The 16,120-nt window shown below is 37.3% G+C and carries 19 protein-coding genes; 15 read left to right on the top strand and 4 right to left on the bottom strand.

Features of this window, described 5'->3' with window-relative positions; translation table 11 throughout:
* The first annotated feature begins 148 nt into the window (after positions 1-148).
* A complete protein-coding gene (gene nirD / locus N0O92_RS22875) occupies positions 149-472 on the top strand; it encodes a nitrite reductase small subunit NirD (RefSeq protein WP_315617321.1) in 324 nt (107 codons plus the stop codon).
* Between the two features lie 278 nt (positions 473-750).
* The gene (locus N0O92_RS22870) at positions 751-951 is read left to right on the top strand and encodes a cold-shock protein (RefSeq protein ID WP_250098647.1); all 201 of its coding nucleotides are present in this window, start codon (positions 751-753) and stop codon (positions 949-951) included.
* Between the two features lie 81 nt (positions 952-1,032).
* Here N0O92_RS22870 and N0O92_RS22865 read toward each other — a convergent pair whose 3' ends face one another.
* Entirely contained in the window at positions 1,033-1,497 is a 465-nt protein-coding gene (locus N0O92_RS22865; RefSeq protein ID WP_315617318.1) for a hypothetical protein, read from the bottom strand.
* 195 nt (positions 1,498-1,692) lie between these two features.
* On the opposite strand from N0O92_RS22865, the gene desA reads away from it, so the two are divergent.
* The 10 genes from desA to N0O92_RS22815 all read left to right on the top strand — a co-directional run bounded on the left by desA (position 1,693) and on the right by N0O92_RS22815 (position 10,150).
* Positions 1,693-2,751, top strand: a complete 1,059-nt coding sequence (gene desA, locus N0O92_RS22860) for a Delta(5) desaturase DesA (RefSeq protein ID WP_315617316.1) — start codon at positions 1,693-1,695, stop codon at positions 2,749-2,751.
* Between the two features lie 136 nt (positions 2,752-2,887).
* Positions 2,888-4,015 (top strand): sensor histidine kinase, encoded by a 1,128-nt coding sequence (locus N0O92_RS22855; protein ID WP_315617314.1) that lies wholly within the window; start codon positions 2,888-2,890, stop codon positions 4,013-4,015.
* A 2-nt stretch (positions 4,016-4,017) separates the two neighbouring features.
* Positions 4,018-4,617 carry a response regulator transcription factor gene (locus N0O92_RS22850; protein WP_315617312.1) on the top strand — a complete coding sequence of 200 codons (600 nt, stop codon included), beginning with the start codon at positions 4,018-4,020 and terminating at the stop codon, positions 4,615-4,617.
* A 247-nt stretch (positions 4,618-4,864) separates the two neighbouring features.
* A complete protein-coding gene (locus N0O92_RS22845) occupies positions 4,865-5,677 on the top strand; it encodes a DUF368 domain-containing protein (RefSeq protein ID WP_396334575.1) in 813 nt (270 codons plus the stop codon).
* Positions 5,678-5,784: 107 nt separating this feature from the next.
* Positions 5,785-6,378: a histidine phosphatase family protein gene (locus tag N0O92_RS22840; protein WP_315617308.1), complete on the top strand. Its 594-nt coding sequence runs from the start codon at positions 5,785-5,787 to the stop codon at positions 6,376-6,378.
* A 429-nt stretch (positions 6,379-6,807) separates the two neighbouring features.
* The gene (locus tag N0O92_RS22835; RefSeq protein ID WP_315617306.1) at positions 6,808-7,290 is read left to right on the top strand and encodes a competence protein ComK; all 483 of its coding nucleotides are present in this window, start codon (positions 6,808-6,810) and stop codon (positions 7,288-7,290) included.
* A gap of 28 nt (positions 7,291-7,318) precedes the next feature.
* Positions 7,319-8,377 carry an LLM class flavin-dependent oxidoreductase gene (locus N0O92_RS22830; RefSeq protein WP_315617304.1) on the top strand — a complete coding sequence of 353 codons (1,059 nt, stop codon included), beginning with the start codon at positions 7,319-7,321 and terminating at the stop codon, positions 8,375-8,377.
* 149 nt (positions 8,378-8,526) lie between these two features.
* Complete coding sequence (locus N0O92_RS22825; protein ID WP_315617302.1) at positions 8,527-8,670, top strand: hypothetical protein; 144 nt, start codon at positions 8,527-8,529, stop codon at positions 8,668-8,670.
* Positions 8,671-8,797: 127 nt separating this feature from the next.
* Positions 8,798-9,433, top strand: coding sequence for an FMN-dependent NADH-azoreductase (locus N0O92_RS22820; protein WP_315617300.1), 636 nt, complete (start codon positions 8,798-8,800; stop codon positions 9,431-9,433).
* 147 nt (positions 9,434-9,580) lie between these two features.
* Positions 9,581-10,150, top strand: a complete 570-nt coding sequence (locus tag N0O92_RS22815; protein ID WP_315617298.1) for a UbiX family flavin prenyltransferase — start codon at positions 9,581-9,583, stop codon at positions 10,148-10,150.
* Positions 10,151-10,295: 145 nt separating this feature from the next.
* Here the strand turns inward: N0O92_RS22815 and N0O92_RS22810 are convergent, their stop codons facing one another.
* Genes N0O92_RS22810 through N0O92_RS22800 form a run of 3 tightly spaced genes read right to left on the bottom strand, consistent with a single transcriptional unit; the run spans position 10,296 to position 12,869 of the window.
* The gene (locus N0O92_RS22810; protein WP_315617296.1) at positions 10,296-11,081 is read right to left on the bottom strand and encodes an ABC transporter permease; all 786 of its coding nucleotides are present in this window, start codon (positions 11,079-11,081) and stop codon (positions 10,296-10,298) included.
* Between the two features lies 1 nt (position 11,082).
* Positions 11,083-11,874 (bottom strand): ABC transporter permease, encoded by a 792-nt coding sequence (locus N0O92_RS22805; protein WP_315617294.1) that lies wholly within the window; start codon positions 11,872-11,874, stop codon positions 11,083-11,085.
* Entirely contained in the window at positions 11,871-12,869 is a 999-nt protein-coding gene (locus N0O92_RS22800) for an ABC transporter ATP-binding protein (protein ID WP_315617292.1), read from the bottom strand. Before N0O92_RS22800 ends, N0O92_RS22805 begins: the two co-directional genes overlap by 4 nt.
* Positions 12,870-13,183: 314 nt before the next feature.
* On the opposite strand from N0O92_RS22800, the gene N0O92_RS22795 reads away from it, so the two are divergent.
* The 3 genes from N0O92_RS22795 to N0O92_RS22785 all read left to right on the top strand — a co-directional run bounded on the left by N0O92_RS22795 (position 13,184) and on the right by N0O92_RS22785 (position 15,863).
* A complete protein-coding gene (locus N0O92_RS22795; protein ID WP_315617290.1) occupies positions 13,184-14,341 on the top strand; it encodes a sulfite reductase subunit alpha in 1,158 nt (385 codons plus the stop codon).
* A 190-nt stretch (positions 14,342-14,531) separates the two neighbouring features.
* Positions 14,532-14,891, top strand: coding sequence for a putative zinc-binding protein (locus N0O92_RS22790; protein ID WP_315617288.1), 360 nt, complete (start codon positions 14,532-14,534; stop codon positions 14,889-14,891).
* A gap of 117 nt (positions 14,892-15,008) precedes the next feature.
* Complete coding sequence (locus N0O92_RS22785; protein WP_315617286.1) at positions 15,009-15,863, top strand: HAD family hydrolase; 855 nt, start codon at positions 15,009-15,011, stop codon at positions 15,861-15,863.
* Positions 15,864-16,120 lie beyond the last annotated feature (257 nt).

Genomic DNA, 16,120 nt, shown 5'->3' with positions numbered 1-16,120 from the left:
AAGGCCGCAAAGCCCTTATTGAGAGAATGGACGTAGCGTTATCGACCGGAAAAGATCCTTGGAAAGAAATCGTCGAAAACGAAGAACTACAACAAGAATTTAAAAAGAAAGAAGTTCAAGTACTTTCATAATTGGAGGGGAAGAGAGCATGGGTAAAATAGAGATAGATAAGGTGGCAGTAGCTATGTTGTCAAACTTATCCGTAGGAATTGGCCAAAGAGTGAAAGTGAACGGGGAAGAGATAGCTCTTTTCAAACAGAAAGATGGATCTGTAAAAGCTATTCAAAACAGCTGTCCTCATAAAGGAGGACCTTTGTCGGAAGGGATTGTCAGTGGTGAGCATGTTTTTTGCCCCCTTCATGATTGGAAAATCAATGTACATGATGGTCAAGTACAAGAGCCTGATGTTGGCTGTGTGAAAACATATGAAGTAGAGGTCGAAAATGATTCGATTTTTGTAAATGTAGGATAGTTGATAGGAGCATGGGCCTTCAAGATGGGGGAGGTGCTCCTAATTTTTAGAGAGGGAATACCATGAAAATATTGAGAAAACATGGTATTTATCCAGTGAATTAGTAAAAAAATAAAGATCCCATTTGCATTTCTGTTCTTTATCTGTTACGCTTAGCTAGAATTATTTTTGTTCGATGTGTCAGGAAAGAATAAGTGTTTAAACTTTTCGCCTTTGATATCTAAATTTGAGCAATAATAGTAATAAATTGTGGATCATCCACATAGGAGGAAACAAACATGCAACAAGGTACAGTAAAATGGTTTAACGCAGAAAAAGGTTTCGGTTTCATCGAAGTTGAAGGTGGAGATGATGTATTCGTACATTTCTCAGCTATCCAAGGCGAAGGATTTAAGTCTTTAGACGAAGGACAAGCAGTAACGTTTGACGTAGAGCAAGGTCAACGTGGACCACAAGCGGTTAACGTTAACAAAGCATAATTTTTTTGAAAAAGGACTCTGTAAAGAGTCCTTTTTTGTATGGAAAAACCAGTTCCAAAAAGAATCATGAACCACGACCGGTTAAATTCGTGAAAACCCTTCTTCTTCTAAGTAGTTAATCGCTTGTTTGTACGAATGAAATGTCCCATCTAAACTCTCATCAGCATAGACGTTATACATATCTCCTTCTTTTAACAAGGTAAGTGTCACAGTGTTAGCATTCATCCACACTTCTTCTTCGGTTTCCATCTCTTGTTCGCTTTCTTTCGGCGTGAGAGATAGGATGGACTTTCTAATTGTCGATAGAAGCGCCTTCCTAGTAAAATCTCGGATATTGACCATCCCTTTATCATTGGTATCATAACCTGTCATTTTTCCAGCATACACAAAACCGTTTCCGTTAGGATGTAAGTGGTACACTACATTTTTGTGTTCATAAGAACTGTCAGGATAGTGAAAGTTCACTCTTCCTAAGGAAACATCCTTTCTTTCTAATTCAGGAAAGTTTTCTGTGATTATAGTAAGTTTTTCTTCAAATGTTAGCATGTTACCTCCAGTAGTTATATTCATTTTGTTTGCCTAGTATATCATATCTACACTTACCCTTACATCCTCTTATATGACAAATGTCATGCTTGTCTCTTGACGTTCATGACTTCTTTTATGGATCCATCTCTTTTATGATATAGAGGTAATTCGTTCTCCATTAGAATAAAAGAACCTTGATCCAAGGAGGATACTATGAATAATCCAAAACAAAAATTAGCTCAACTTAGAAAAAGCATTGCACCATTCGAACAATCAGATGTGAAATCAAGCATTAAACAAATAGTGAATACCATTCCGCCGTTTTTTATCCTATGGTTTTTGGCATATCAGAGTTTGTCAGTTTCAATCTGGTTAACCTTTGCATTGGCCACGATCGCAGCAGGGTTTGTCGTTCGAATTTTTATCATCTTTCATGATTGTTGTCATGGTTCTTTTTTCAAAAATAAAAAAGCGAATAGCCTTCTCGGTACAATAACAGGAATTATTACTATGTTCCCATATGAAAAGTGGAAGCGGGAGCATTCCATTCATCATGCAACAAGTGGAAATCTCGATAAACGTGGTACGGGTGATGTGTGGATTATGACGGTTGATGAGTACGTGTCTGCTTCATTTAAAGAAAGATGGTCTTATCGATTATATCGTAACCCACTCGTTATGTTTGGGCTTGGTCCAATTTACTTGTTTTTCATAACCAATCGGTTTAATCGTAAAGATGCAAGAAAAAAAGAACGTTGGAATACGTATCTTATCAATATATCAATTGTTGCCATAGTCGCATTACTCATATTCATAATTGGCTGGCAAGCTTTTCTTATTATACAAGCACCAATTCTTTTTGTTGCAGGAGCGCTAGGAATTTGGTTGTTTTATGTTCAGCACCAATTTGAAGATTCTTATTTTGAAGATGAACAAGATTGGGACTATGTTAAAGCAGCTATTGACGGTAGCTCATATTATAAGCTTCCAAAAGTACTTCAATGGGTAACTGGAAATATTGGCTTTCATCATGTTCATCACTTAAGTCCAAGAGTTCCTAATTATAATTTGGAAAAAGTACACGAAAGCACACCTCCATTACAACAGGCAACAACCATTACGGTGGGATCTAGTCTACAATCTATTCGTTTTCGTCTTTATGATCAAAATAGTAGAACATTCGTTAGTTTTAAACAGGTAAAGCATCTTCTGGCTAAGCCAACATCAAATGTCTCGTTAAAGCCAAGGCAAACGAGTTTGCAAGAAAAATAAATAAAAAAACGAAAAGCCGTTCAATATGATCATTGGAGGGCTTTTCGTTGCAGTTGTACATAAAGCTGCGCGAAGAAAATCATAGGATTGTATGATAAAATACAGCTATTCTACTGAGGAAGAAAGGAGGACACTTATGCAAAACTGGTATAATATATTCCCGAAAAACACGGGACTTAGCATATATATATGGATTATTTTTTGTCTACTGCCTTTTTATTTTATTTTTCGTTTATCTACTGCTTTGGAAACTATTTTTGGGTTTATTATGATATTAATTTTTTTCCTTGCATACCGTTTATCGTTTATAAAGGATGGGTGGCTCGTGTATTTATGGGTTTCACTTAAGATGACGATTAGCATTGGGATGACGTTGTTTTATGGATACGTTTATTTTGCGCTTTTTCTAGCTTTCTTCATTGGAAATATACAAAGTAAAATTGGATTTATCGTGTTATATATTGTTCATTTAATAACCACGATTATGGCAGTCTGTTTTAGTTTCTTTACACAAAACGACCTATTTTTTGCACAATTCCCGTTTATTATTATCTCTGTTATCGGCGTCATCCTTCTTCCTATAACGACATATCACCGAAACAAACGAGAGAAATTAGAAGGTCAATTGGAAGATGCAAACAAAAAGATCTCTGAGCTAATGGTGATAGAGGAACGTCAGCGTATTGCGCGAGATTTACATGACACGCTCGGTCAAAAATTATCACTAATCGGATTAAAAAGTGATCTAGCTAGAAAATTAATAGAAATCAATCCTGAATCTGCTAAAGTTGAACTACTAGATATAAACCAAACAGCTAGAACAGCCTTAAAAGAAGTACGTGAGATGGTTTCTGATATGCGCGGTGCTAAATTAGAAGATGAGCTCATTCATATTGAACAAATTTTAAAAGCAGCCAAAATTGATTTAGAAATAGAAGGCAGTGCCATGCTTTCCAATACACCTCTACTTGTTGAAAATGTTATTAGTATGTGTTTAAAAGAGGCGATTACAAATGTCGTTAAGCATAGCAAGGCTACTTCTTGTAAAGTATTTATTCAGGAATCTTCAGATGAATTACAACTTCTTGTGCAAGACAACGGAATAGGTTCTGATGATACGGGTTCATTTCATGGAAATGGTATTCGTGGCATGAGGGAACGATTAGAGTTTGTCAATGGAAGTTTAGACATCCTCTTTTCAGAAGGAACGACTCTTGACATTAGAGTACAAAAGATCATTAAGCAAACGAGTAGGGGGGAATGAAGATGATTCGTATTGTGATTGCGGAAGATCAACGTATGTTATTAGGGGCTCTTAGTTCGTTACTTGATTTAGAAGAGGATATGGAAGTAGTTGGAACGGCAAGGAACGGAGAAGAAGCGCTTGCTTTAGTCAAACAGCATCAACCAGATATCTGTATTATGGACATTGAAATGCCAATAAAAAGTGGCCTTGATGCGGCAGAAGAATTGAGAGACCAACCATGCAAAGTTATTATTCTCACAACGTTTGCTCGAGCTGGATATTTTGAACGTGCGAGAAATGCAGAGGTAAGTGGGTATTTGCTAAAGGATAGTCCTAGTGAAGAATTAGCCAATTCGATTCGTGTAATCATGGATGGCAGACGCATGTATGCTCCAGAATTAATTGATCTCGCATTTGAAGATAAAAATCCACTGACGAATCGTGAAAAACAAGTAATGGAATTGATTGCAGAAGGAAAAAGCACCAATGAAATTGCAAAAGAATTATCTTTAACGAATGGTACCGTTCGAAATTATATTTCGATTATCCTAGATAAACTAGAAGTTGGTAATCGAATTGAGGCAATCTCGCGTTTTAAGGAGAAAGGCTGGTTTAAGTAAGTGAATTATTTGTAGATTTTGTGGGAAATGTAGGAAAAACATAAAAAATCTTGTCGATAGCTGCAATTTCATTTATGATTATCTCAATGTATTTTTATTAAAGAAAAAAGGTATTGCTATCAAGATTGTATGCTCGAAAGGCCTTTCTTCATAGGGGAGAGGTCTTTTTTGAAGGTGCAGTTGTTAAAATAACGTTTTAAAAAGGAGAAGAAAGCCGTTGTTTCAATGGAATAATATTTTAAAAGGAATGACTATGGGGATTAGTGATTTAATTCCTGGAGTAAGTGGAGGAACTATCGCTTTAGTGCTTGGAATTTATCAATCGCTATTAGCTTCAATTAACGGTCTGTTTTCAAAGCAGTGGAAGCAACATGTTATGTTTTTAATACCGCTAGGCATAGGGATTGTGATTGCCTTACTAACTTTCAGTCATTTAATTGAATGGTTGTTAGCTGAATATCCCCAACCTACGTTTTTCTTTTTTCTAGGTTTAATAATCGGAATTATACCGACTCTGCTAAGAGATATAAATTATAAGCAAGCGTTCAAGCCAGTCCATTATGGATTGCTGTCTCTTGGTGCAATTATGGTTGGGGCAACGTTCTTTGTAAAAGACAATGAACTAGCGACAGTGATGAGTGAGTTAGTTTGGAGTGATTATGCTTTGTTATTTTTTGCTGGCTGGATAGCTAGTTCTGCTATGATTTTGCCAGGAATCAGTGGATCGTTTGTCTTTTTACTTTTTGGTGTTTATCCAACTGTTGTCAATGCTTTATCAACATTTAACTTACCAGTTATTATTACCGTTGGTTCTGGAATTGCTCTTGGATTAGTAATTACAAGTCGACTTATTTCACTGTTGTTTAAACGATTTCAAATTGCGACTTATGCTTTAATGATTGGGTTCATTCTCGGATCCATTGTCGTTATTTATCCAGGGTTGTCAGGCGATCTATTTTTATTTTTTATCAGTGTACTAGCTTTTATTTCCGGTGGACTTAGTGTCTATTTACTGAGTTATTTTGAAGTGAAAAAATCCGTATTGAAAGTAAATTCGTAAGTCAAAAAGCTCCTTTTAAGGGGCTTTTTTTGTGTGATTTGTAAAAGACAAGACACTATATATAGGCAAGTAACATACCGTAATCCTAAATGAAAGGAGATGAGTATATGTACCAGCCTTATGTTAGTCTAACTCACTCCCCTGTACAAATGGGGGCACAACCCTCAATCCGGGAGTTGCTTCAAGAAGGAGGATATATCCTTTATTCTAGACATGGGGAAGCTACTGCTGGAGAAGATGTACCTAACTCGAATATTTTTGATTGTTCAACTCAAAGAAATCTGTCTATAAGGGGGAGACAACAGGCGGTAGCTTACGGAGAGGCGCTTCGAAATATGGGGATTCCAATAATGGTGCCTGTTGTTACAAGTCCTTTTTGTAGAACGAGAGAAACTGCTATGTTAGCTTTCGGAGAGCATTCTGTTCAAATCGAACCGTTCTTACTTGATATTTATCGTCTGAGCGGTGCCTTGAATCAAACAGAACAAAATAGGATCTTAAGTAATCTCCAGTCTTTGTTAGAAACCCCACCACATCCAGGTACAAATAAGGTTATCATCGGTCATAGTTTTCCCCCTTTTGTTGGACTGGGTTCAATTCCAAATATGGGAACAGTCATTGTGAGACCTCATGGACAAGGGAATGGATACGAAGTAGTTGCTCATATCACGATTGACGAGATCACTAGTTGGATTCGATAATAGCTGTTTCCCTGCCTCCGGTTCGTAAGCAGGGGGCTTTTTGTTGTATTGATAACAAATCTATCAATATATATTTTTGCTTGAAGTAAATATCAATTGCACGGAAAATGTCAATTATTGTATACTGAATATGAATCAGGACTATAGTCACTTTTTGATTTTTGGATGGTCCAAAAGACTTGCTCTATTTGCAAGTCTATTTTGCTACACATTCAGTAAATGTTTAAACCCTACTATGCTTGTTTAGGAGGCCAATTCAATTGAGAGGTACATAATAGGTGGTATACAGAGAATGCTCTATGAAAAAAAGAAAGAATTTGGCTTTGAACTTAAGTATAAATACTAGATAAGAAAGGAACGCGGAGGATCAACTTTTGAATAACGGTTATTGTAGCTCTGTCCCTTTTTTACATGAGGAGTGTGTCTGTAATGAAAATAGTAAATGAGTATCTTATCAATAAAGGTACAATGCTGATTGAACCGACGTTTGATGAATTTGGTCAGTTGCATTCCTTTGTTACAGAAGAATATACGAGCTATCTAGTCAAGAAGAGTCCGTTAACGGTAGTGGATGATTCTTGTTTTTACTATGGTTCTAGCTTTCATGGTAGGTTAGATGCATCCGAGAAAATAACAGGTGATCTTTCTAAAATTCCTATCTGTATTAGTGAAGCTAATAGGATCTTCTTTTTTCCGTTAGAGTCCCCACATAATAATTGGTGCCACTGGGTATCTCATTATCACGTTAGTAAAATTCGCGCATTAGGACCAAAGCTATCGACCATTTATTTTAACAATGAGATCAGTATTGATGTGCCATATGAAAGAGGAGGCGTTGATTGTAAATTAGCGCAAACGGCGCAGTTTCGTTATATCATGTTAAGAAGGTGGGAAATGACTCATAAGTCATAGGTAGAGAATACATAAGGAGGACTTTTTGATGGAAATAGGATTAAGTACTTTTGTAGAAACAACACCGGATGTCGAAACGGGAGAAGTCATCAGTCATGCACAACGAATTCGTGAAGTAGTCGAGGAAATTGTGTTAGCTGACCAAGTTGGATTAGATGTCTTTGGAGTGGGGGAGCATCATCGAGAAGACTTTGCTGCTTCTAATCCAGCATTGATACTATCGGCTGCAGCGCCACAAACGAAACGGATTCGGTTAACCAGTGCTGTTACTGTGTTATCTTCGGCTGATCCTGTACGAGTGTTTCAAGATTTTTCCACACTTGATGGGATCTCGAATGGGCGTGCAGAAATAATGGCTGGACGTGGTTCATTTATTGAGTCATTTCCGCTGTTTGGTTATGAGTTACAAGACTACAATGAGCTGTTCGAAGAAAAATTAGACTTATTGTTAAAAATTAGGGAGTCTGAAAAAGTGACTTGGAAAGGAAATCACCGTGCAGCTATCAACAATTTAGGTGTGTACCCTCGTCCTGTACAGGATCCTTTGCCGGTTTGGATTGGCAGTGGGGGAAACTCTGAATCGGTTGTACGCGCAGGATTACTTGGCTTGCCGCTTGTACTTGCGATTATTGGGGGACGCCCGGTGCAGTTTGAGCCCCTTGTGCAACTATATAAGAAAGCTGCCACGCATGCTGGGCATGATCCAGCGAAGCACACAGTTGCATCACACTCGCATGGGTTTATTGCTGAAACAACTGAATTGGCTGCAAATAAGTTTTTCCCTTCAACTCAGCAAGTGATGAATAAATTAGGACGAGAGCGCGGCTGGGGACCTTATGACAGGTCAAGCTTTGATGCGGCACGTAGTTTTGAAGGAGCATTATATGTTGGTGATTCAAATACGGTTGCTGAAAAAATTATTCATCTTCGAAAAAATGTCGGCATTACTCGTTTTATGTTGCATGTCCCTGTGGGCACGATGCCTCATGACGATGTGATGAAAGCCATTGAATTGCTAGGAACTGAAGTGGCTCCAAAAGTTCGAGAAGAAGTAGCTAAATGGGAATTAGAAAGGGAAGAGAAGTAGAAGTACCTTTCCTAGTATGTGTTACATCGACTTACTCCTAAGTACTGTCGGTGTTATTTTTTAAATTTTTAAAATGATCCTTCCCGTAGGAACAAATAATTAGTAAAATATAGGTATATAATACTAAAGAGAGGGAGGTGAACATACATATGGAAATGAAGCCTAATCACTATGATGGAAGCTTACAAACTGAATCAACTTCCAGTGAGACTTTAGACAAGCCATTTATATTAACGGATGAGATGAGAGCAAACATTAGTGGAAATCCGTTTAGTAGTGATAATAAAGAATAGCATATGCCAGGCTGTCTCGTTTTTTCGAGGCAGCTCTTTTTTGCCGCAAAAAGTAATAGTGAGGGAATGAAATGGAGCTTTTTGGCTAAAACTAGCCACGAATCCCATTCAAGAGAGGAAGAGAATCATGTCAAAAGTATTATATATTACAGCCCACCCTCATGATGATACTCAGTCATACAGTATGGCGGTAGGTAAAGCATTTATTGATTCATACAAGGAAGCACATCCAGAAGATGAAATTGTCCATGTAGACCTTTATAAAGAAGAAATTCCAGAGCTTGATGTTGATGTGTTTAATGGATGGGGCAAACTTCGTTCAGGACAAGAATTCACTGAACTTTATGCTGAGGAAAAAGCTAAAGTAGGACGACTTTCTGAGCTTTGTGAGCAATTTATCGCAGCAGATAAGTATGTTTTTGTTTCTCCTTTATGGAATTTTTCATTTCCACCAGTGTTAAAAGCATATATTGATTCAGTAGCTGTGGCAGGAAAAACATTTAAGTATACAGAACAAGGTCCAGTGGGACTTTTAACGGATAAAAAAGCGATACATATTCAAGCGCGTGGGGGCATTTATTCAGAAGGTCCCGCTGCGCAAATGGAAATGGGCCATCGTTATTTAGATATTATTATGCAATTTTTTGGGGTTCCTTCATTTGAAGGGTTGTTTGTAGAAGGACATAACGCGATGCCAGACAAAGCTAACGAGATTAAAGAAAACGCGATTGCTCGTGCAAAGGATGCAGCTCATACGTTTTAATCCACAGTTCCTTAGCTTCAGTTTAATTTATTGAGGCTTTGGAACTTTTTTAATACAATGATTATGAATGGAACATTAGTTATAATACATAATAGAGTGGCTTTTAAAAACCGTTCTAGAGGTGATTTTGTTTTAGGGAGATGTAGGATGAAAAGAATCATTGTAGGAATATCCGGAGCTTCTGGTGCCATTTTTGGAATCAGAATGTTAGAGGCACTTCGGGCTTATCATGTTGAGACACATTTAGTGATGTCGAAGTGGGCGGAAACGACCATACGATTAGAGACTGAATATACTGTTGATCAAGTGAAGGGATTGGCATCTGTTGTACATAGTTCCATGAATCAAGCCGCTTCCATTTCCAGCGGATCGTTTCGAGTGGACGGGATGATCGTGGCCCCTTGCAGTATGAAAACGCTAGGGACAATTAGGGCTGGAATATCAGAAGGGCTTCTAGGTAGAGCGGCAGATGTTATTTTAAAAGAAAGAAGAAAGCTTGTTTTGCTACCACGAGAAGCCCCATTAAATGAAATTCATCTAGAAAATATGTTAGCTTTAACAAAAATGGGTGCAGTCATAATTCCTCCTGTTCCAGCCTTTTATAACCATCCCAAAACACTTGACGATATCGTGAATCATATAGTTTCTAGAACATTAGATCAGTTTGATATTGATAATGATTTAACGAAGAGGTGGATGGAAGAAAAGAGGGATTAACTAAACTAATTGTATTGTAGGGAGCCTTTGATCAGTAGAGTAGGTGATCAAAGGCTTTTATTAATGATAATTGCTCGAATTGGATCATAGCAAGAATATAAAAAAGCCACTTTCAATCCTAAAAAAAGTGGCTTCAAGTAAATAGTTAATTCCCTGCTCCGCGGTACTTCTTCACTCCTGCATTCCACAAAAAAACTGATAGTGACAAGAAGATTAAGCCCATTACAGGTGTCAAAAAGGCATACCAATACCACTCTTCTCGTTGTAAGAAATAAGCAGCAGGATAGACACCAACAAAAGCAAAAGGCAAAATCCATGTTAAAACAAAACGAATGACATTGTGATAGATATCAACAGGATAACGCCCGTAATTTCCTATATTGTACATCATTGGCATAATATCAGTTCGGCTATCTGACCAAAATCCAATGCTAGCAAGTGAAATAAATATCCCCGCATAGATAAAAGCCCCACCAATAACCATTGCAATAAAAATAAAGAGATCGTACCAAGCGAACGTTAATCCTAAAATCGACCCAGCATAAAACATAATAGCTACACCGGTGATCACACCGAATAGGGATTCTAATTCCATTCGCTCCATAATGATTTGAAAAAGACTATGAATCGGTCTTGTAAGCACTCTGTCCATCTCGCCTTTAACAATGTAGCGTTCATTAAAATCCCAAATATTAAAAAAGGAAGTGAATAGCGCATATGGAACGAGGAAAAATCCATAAATAAAGATAATTTCTTCACGATTCCATCCACTTAAAAAAGTGGTGTGGCCAAAAACTACTAATATAAAAATTAAGTTTACGGCTTGAAACAACAAGTCAGAGAAAATTTCAACGATGGTATCTACTCGATACGTTAATCTAGTTTTTAAGTATTGAGAGGCATATTGAAAGAAAATAGAAATGTAAAACATATTAGCCCCCCTGCACAATTAACTGTTTTTTTGCTAAAGACCATAAAAGTTGAATCGGAATAAGTAGGATTAATGCCCAAACTGCTTGTAACAATACAGCTGTATAAATCTCGCTTCCAACGAATCCTTCGGTAAAGATCATACTAGGAATATAGCTGATGGCTTGAAACGGCAAATACATCATCACTGATTGAGCCCAAAGCGGATAAAACGAGATGGGTAGTAAAAGTCCTGAAAACAAATCAATCACAACACGTTTCGCTCGAATTAAACCAGAGTTGTTAAATAAGAAAAAGGTCATAATTCCCGTAAGTAAGTTAATTTGTGTATTAACAATAAAACTAAAAACTAGTGAGATGAAAAATAATACCCATGTCGTCAAACTAGCTGAAAAAGTAATAGGAAAAATAAGAGCAACAATCACCATTCCTGGAACCGAGAAAAACAACAACCGGAATATTCCTTCCCCTAATCCTTGCATCGTTTTCATGCCTAAATAATTGTATGGGCGAATCATTTCAATGGCTACTTTCCCATCTTTTATTTCATTGGCAATTTCCCGGTCAATATTATTAAAATAAAAAGCTCTAGCCATCCAAGCAACCGCGACATAGGTAGTCATTTGAAGAACTGATAACCCTTGAATTTCTTCTTGTCCACCATAAATGGCTGTCCACAAAAAATAGTAAGCACCAATATTAATGCTATAAATTAAGATTCCACTGTAGTAGTTTGTCCGATAAGCGAGCATCATGAGAAAGCGAACTCGTATCATTTCAATATACTGACTCATGAGATTGCCATTCCTTCTTCATAAATCTTTCTAATGATTTCTTCGGTAGAGATTTCATTGATTCGAACATTCTTTATTGGATTCTTTTGTACGACGTTACTAATTAGTTCAGATACAGACTGCTCATCGCCGTTAACAAGTGCTAGCCAAGTTGTAGCATCCTTTTGTTCCCACTGAACCTTTGGTATAGTAGGAAGAGTGGCAGCGAGAACTTCTGTCAGAAATTCAAACTCTACTTGCTTACCTTCAACGGCATTAGACTGCAATTGCTGTAGCTTCCCATCGTAGACAATCTTTCCTTCATCTAATAAAACAACGCGCTCACATAGAGCCTCAATATCGGTTAAATCATGAGTAGTAAGAAGTATCGTTGTTTTATATTGCTTATTAATCTCTTTTAAGAATTCACGGATTTTTAATTTAACTAGTACGTCTAGTCCAATTGTAGGTTCGTCTAAAAAGAGAAGAGGAGGATTATGGATCAAAGCAGCTGCTAATTCGCAACGCATCCGTTGCCCTAAGGAAAGCTTACGTACGGGTTTATCTAACAAAGGACCAATTTCCAATGTCTTAATAACATGGGTCATATGATTGTTATAATCTTCATCAGAAACGCGATATACTTTTTTTAAGAGGCGGAATGATTCTTGTACGGCAATATCCCACCATAACTGAGATCGTTGTCCGAAAACGACGCCAATAGAACGGACGAATTGTTCTCGTTCTTTGTGTGGGTTCATTCCATTTACGACAATAGATCCAGATGTTGGTGTCAGGATTCCGGTTAACATTTTAATGGTTGTTGATTTGCCTGCCCCGTTCTCACCGATGTATCCGACCATTTCACCTTGCTTAATAGTTAAGGAAATGTTATCAACTGCTGCGAGCACTTTATAATTTCTCGTGAACAAGTCACGAAATGCACCAGCTAAACCTGAGCGACTTGAATACGATTTAAATTCTTTTCTTAAATTTTGAACTTCAATGACGTTCATCTTTCGTGCCTCCTTGGCAAAACCTATATGGGTCGAACTTTCACACTTTATAAAACAAATAATAGTGTAACTCGGACTTATCATTACAGCAAGTGAGAAATCGTAATAAATAAGAAGTTATAAGCAAAAAACTTGAAAAGGTGAGAAGATGCCAATTAAAGTTAAAATGGAGAGTAAGGGTAAATGTTCTTTGCATATACAAGAATTTTTCTCTGTTCATTGCTCTTATTAAAGGATATAGTAATTTTAATGAAGAAGTAATAATGACATAAAGGAAGAACGTCACACTACATAATTTTAAGAGGTGAACTATTGTGCAAAATAATGATGTGAAAACGACGGTTGCATATTCTAGAACAAATCCTTTTCAAGCGAAAGTGCTAAAAAATGTCAACCTTAATAAGTCAGGTTCTAAAAAAGAAACACGACACATCGAGTTATCGTTAAAAGATTCAAACCTATCCTATATACCAGGCGATTGTGTTGGAATTTTTCCTGAGAATGATCCAGATTTAGTTGCTACTCTTTTGACGGAAATGAACTGGGATGCGAATGAAAATGTAACGATTAACAAGAAGGGAGAAGTTCTTCCTTTAGGTGAAGCTCTAGCAACATTTTTTGAAATTACCTTATTAAACAAAAAGATAGTACAACAAGCTGCAGAATTAACAGATAATGAAGAAATAAAAGAGCTTGTTCTACCAGAAAATAAAGATCGATTAAAGGAGTATATGGAAGGGCGCGATTTGATTGATCTTCTCCGTGAATTTGGACCTTGGAACGCTTCTGCTCAAGACATTGTCTCACTTCTGAGAAAAATGCCACCAAGATTATATTCTATCGCAAGTAGTCAAGCTGCACATCCAGATGAAGTACATCTAACCATTGGTGCTGTTCGCTACGAAGCTCACGGTCGCAAACGAGAAGGGGTATGCTCTGTACAATGTGCAGAACGTGTCGACTTAGGAGAGACATTGCCACTATTTGTTCAACCAAATAAACACTTCTTTTTACCCGAGTCTACAGATATTGACATTATTATGGTTGGGCCGGGTACTGGAATTGCTCCGTTTCGTTCCTTTATTGAAGAACGTTCCGTAACAGGTGGTGAAGGGAAAACATGGTTGTTCTTTGGTGACCAGCACTCTTCTACGGATTTTCTTTATCAAGACGAATTAGAGAAATATCAACAAGATGGGGTTCTAACTAAATTAGATACAGCTTTTTCTCGTGATACCGATAAAAAGGTATATGTTCAACACAAAATGCAAGAAAACAGCAAGGAGTTATTTGCTTGGTTAGAAGCAGGAGCATACTTCTACGTTTGTGGAGATAAGCAATATATGGCTAAAGATGTGCACGATACGCTTATTGACATTGTTGAAAAAGAAGGAAATATGAGCCGTGAAGAAGCAGAAGAATATGTAACGGCCATGCAAAAAGAAAAACGTTATCAACGTGACGTGTATTAAAAATAATGATGAGAGACAGGAATTCGTTCCTGTTTTTTTTTTTTGTATGAATTAGCACTAGACCTCTTGTTACGACAGAATTCATTCTGCACAGAAGTTTCGTTTTGAATATTATGACTTTTTTCATAGATAGGTTGTTCAAACTTATCTAAAGTAAAGAAGTAGATTTTGTTAATTAGGGGGAGTACAAGTGAAAAGATCTGACTTGCCAATTGTTTATTCTTGTTCTGGATGTTCTTCTGCAGCTCAAACAGCTAATATGATTGCTCTGAAAATGGACCGTGACAAAGTCGCGGAAATGTCATGCATTGCAGGTGTTGGAGGGGATGTTCTTCCATTAGTGAAAACGGCGAAATCTGGAAGAGATATTATTGCAATTGATGGTTGTATATTGGCTTGCTGTAAGAATGTTTTAGCTAGACATGAAGTGAAACCAAAGCATTATTTTGTTCTTTCAGATTTTCACGTACCAAAAGTGAAAGGACAAGATCCGAACCCGACTCTTTTTCTGAACGCATATGGTGAAATGATGGAACATATACGATCGTAAAACCCACCCTTATAAAGTATATAGGTTATTTGTAGTAAAGTCGTATGCATTGAGACTCCAAACTCCAAAGTGTATACTTACCAAATAGACCTATTTTTACTATTAGGGGGAACCGTTGTGAAGTTGAATCCAAAAGCGATCTTTCTAGATATGGATGGAACGATCCTAAATCATAAAAATCTAGTAAGTGTTCGAACAAAAGAAATCATTGATGAGTTACGCAGCAAGGGGATCTTCGTTTTTGTAGCTACAGGAAGAGCGTTTGGTGAGATTGAAAATGTCGTACCTGACGGATTTGAAGTTGATGGGTTTATTACGTCAAACGGAATGGCTGGTTATGTCGGGAATGATGTTATATTTGAACATTCACTTTCACTTGAATTAGTAGAAATGATCATTGAGAGGGCGAGAAAGTTCAAAGTGTATTATGAGTTATTCCCGTATGATACGAACCGAATTACACTAAAACAAGATCAAGAATATGTTGTAAATGAAATAAGAGAACCAAAACCTGACAGTGTAGGCATAAACGAGTGGCTTTCGAGAAAGCAAGCAATACAAGAAGAAATTGCGTGGAAGGATCATATTGAAGGAAGTGCTTTTTCTAAATTTTATTTCTTTGCGCGTACTCATAATCATATTAATGAGTGGAAACATGAACTCGATGAGTTAAAGAAGGAAATAGACTTTTCAACATCTATTTCTTCCCTTCATAATGTTGAGGTTATGGTTGCTAACGTTAATAAAGCAACAGGGATTAAACAAATGTTAGATCATTTTGATTTGTCCAGTGCTGAAATTATGGCGATTGGTGACAGTGATAATGATGTGCCAATGTTAAAGTTTGTGAGCCATGCGGTAGCAATGAAAAATGCACCTAATCATATTAAAGAACTTACGGCTGACGTAACAGAATTTACTTGTGATGAAGATGGAGTTTATTATTACCTAAAAGAGATGTTTGAATTGTAATAATGACAAAAGAGGTTCCAGGAGACTGGGACAAAAGAGTTTTGGGTGAGAAATCCGAACGCTACGATAGTTAATGCTTGTAATCGCTCCGGAAATATACTTCGCTTTCCGTGGGCGGCTGGTGAGCCTTCTCGTGCTTACGCACTGTGGGGTCTCACCCTTGCCTTCGATGAAGCCACTGAAAAAGTGCTCGTTTATTTCGGACTTGAGGAGCTTCGACCCGCTCCCGGGATGGGGGGCACGCTTTCCGCAGGCGG

Source organism: Alkalihalobacillus sp. MEB130 (assembly GCF_032335535.1).
GTDB lineage: Bacteria > Bacillota > Bacilli > Bacillales > Bacillaceae_D > Halalkalibacter.
Note: the sequence above shows the minus strand (reverse complement) of the source record. Positions and strands in the feature narration are given on the sequence as shown.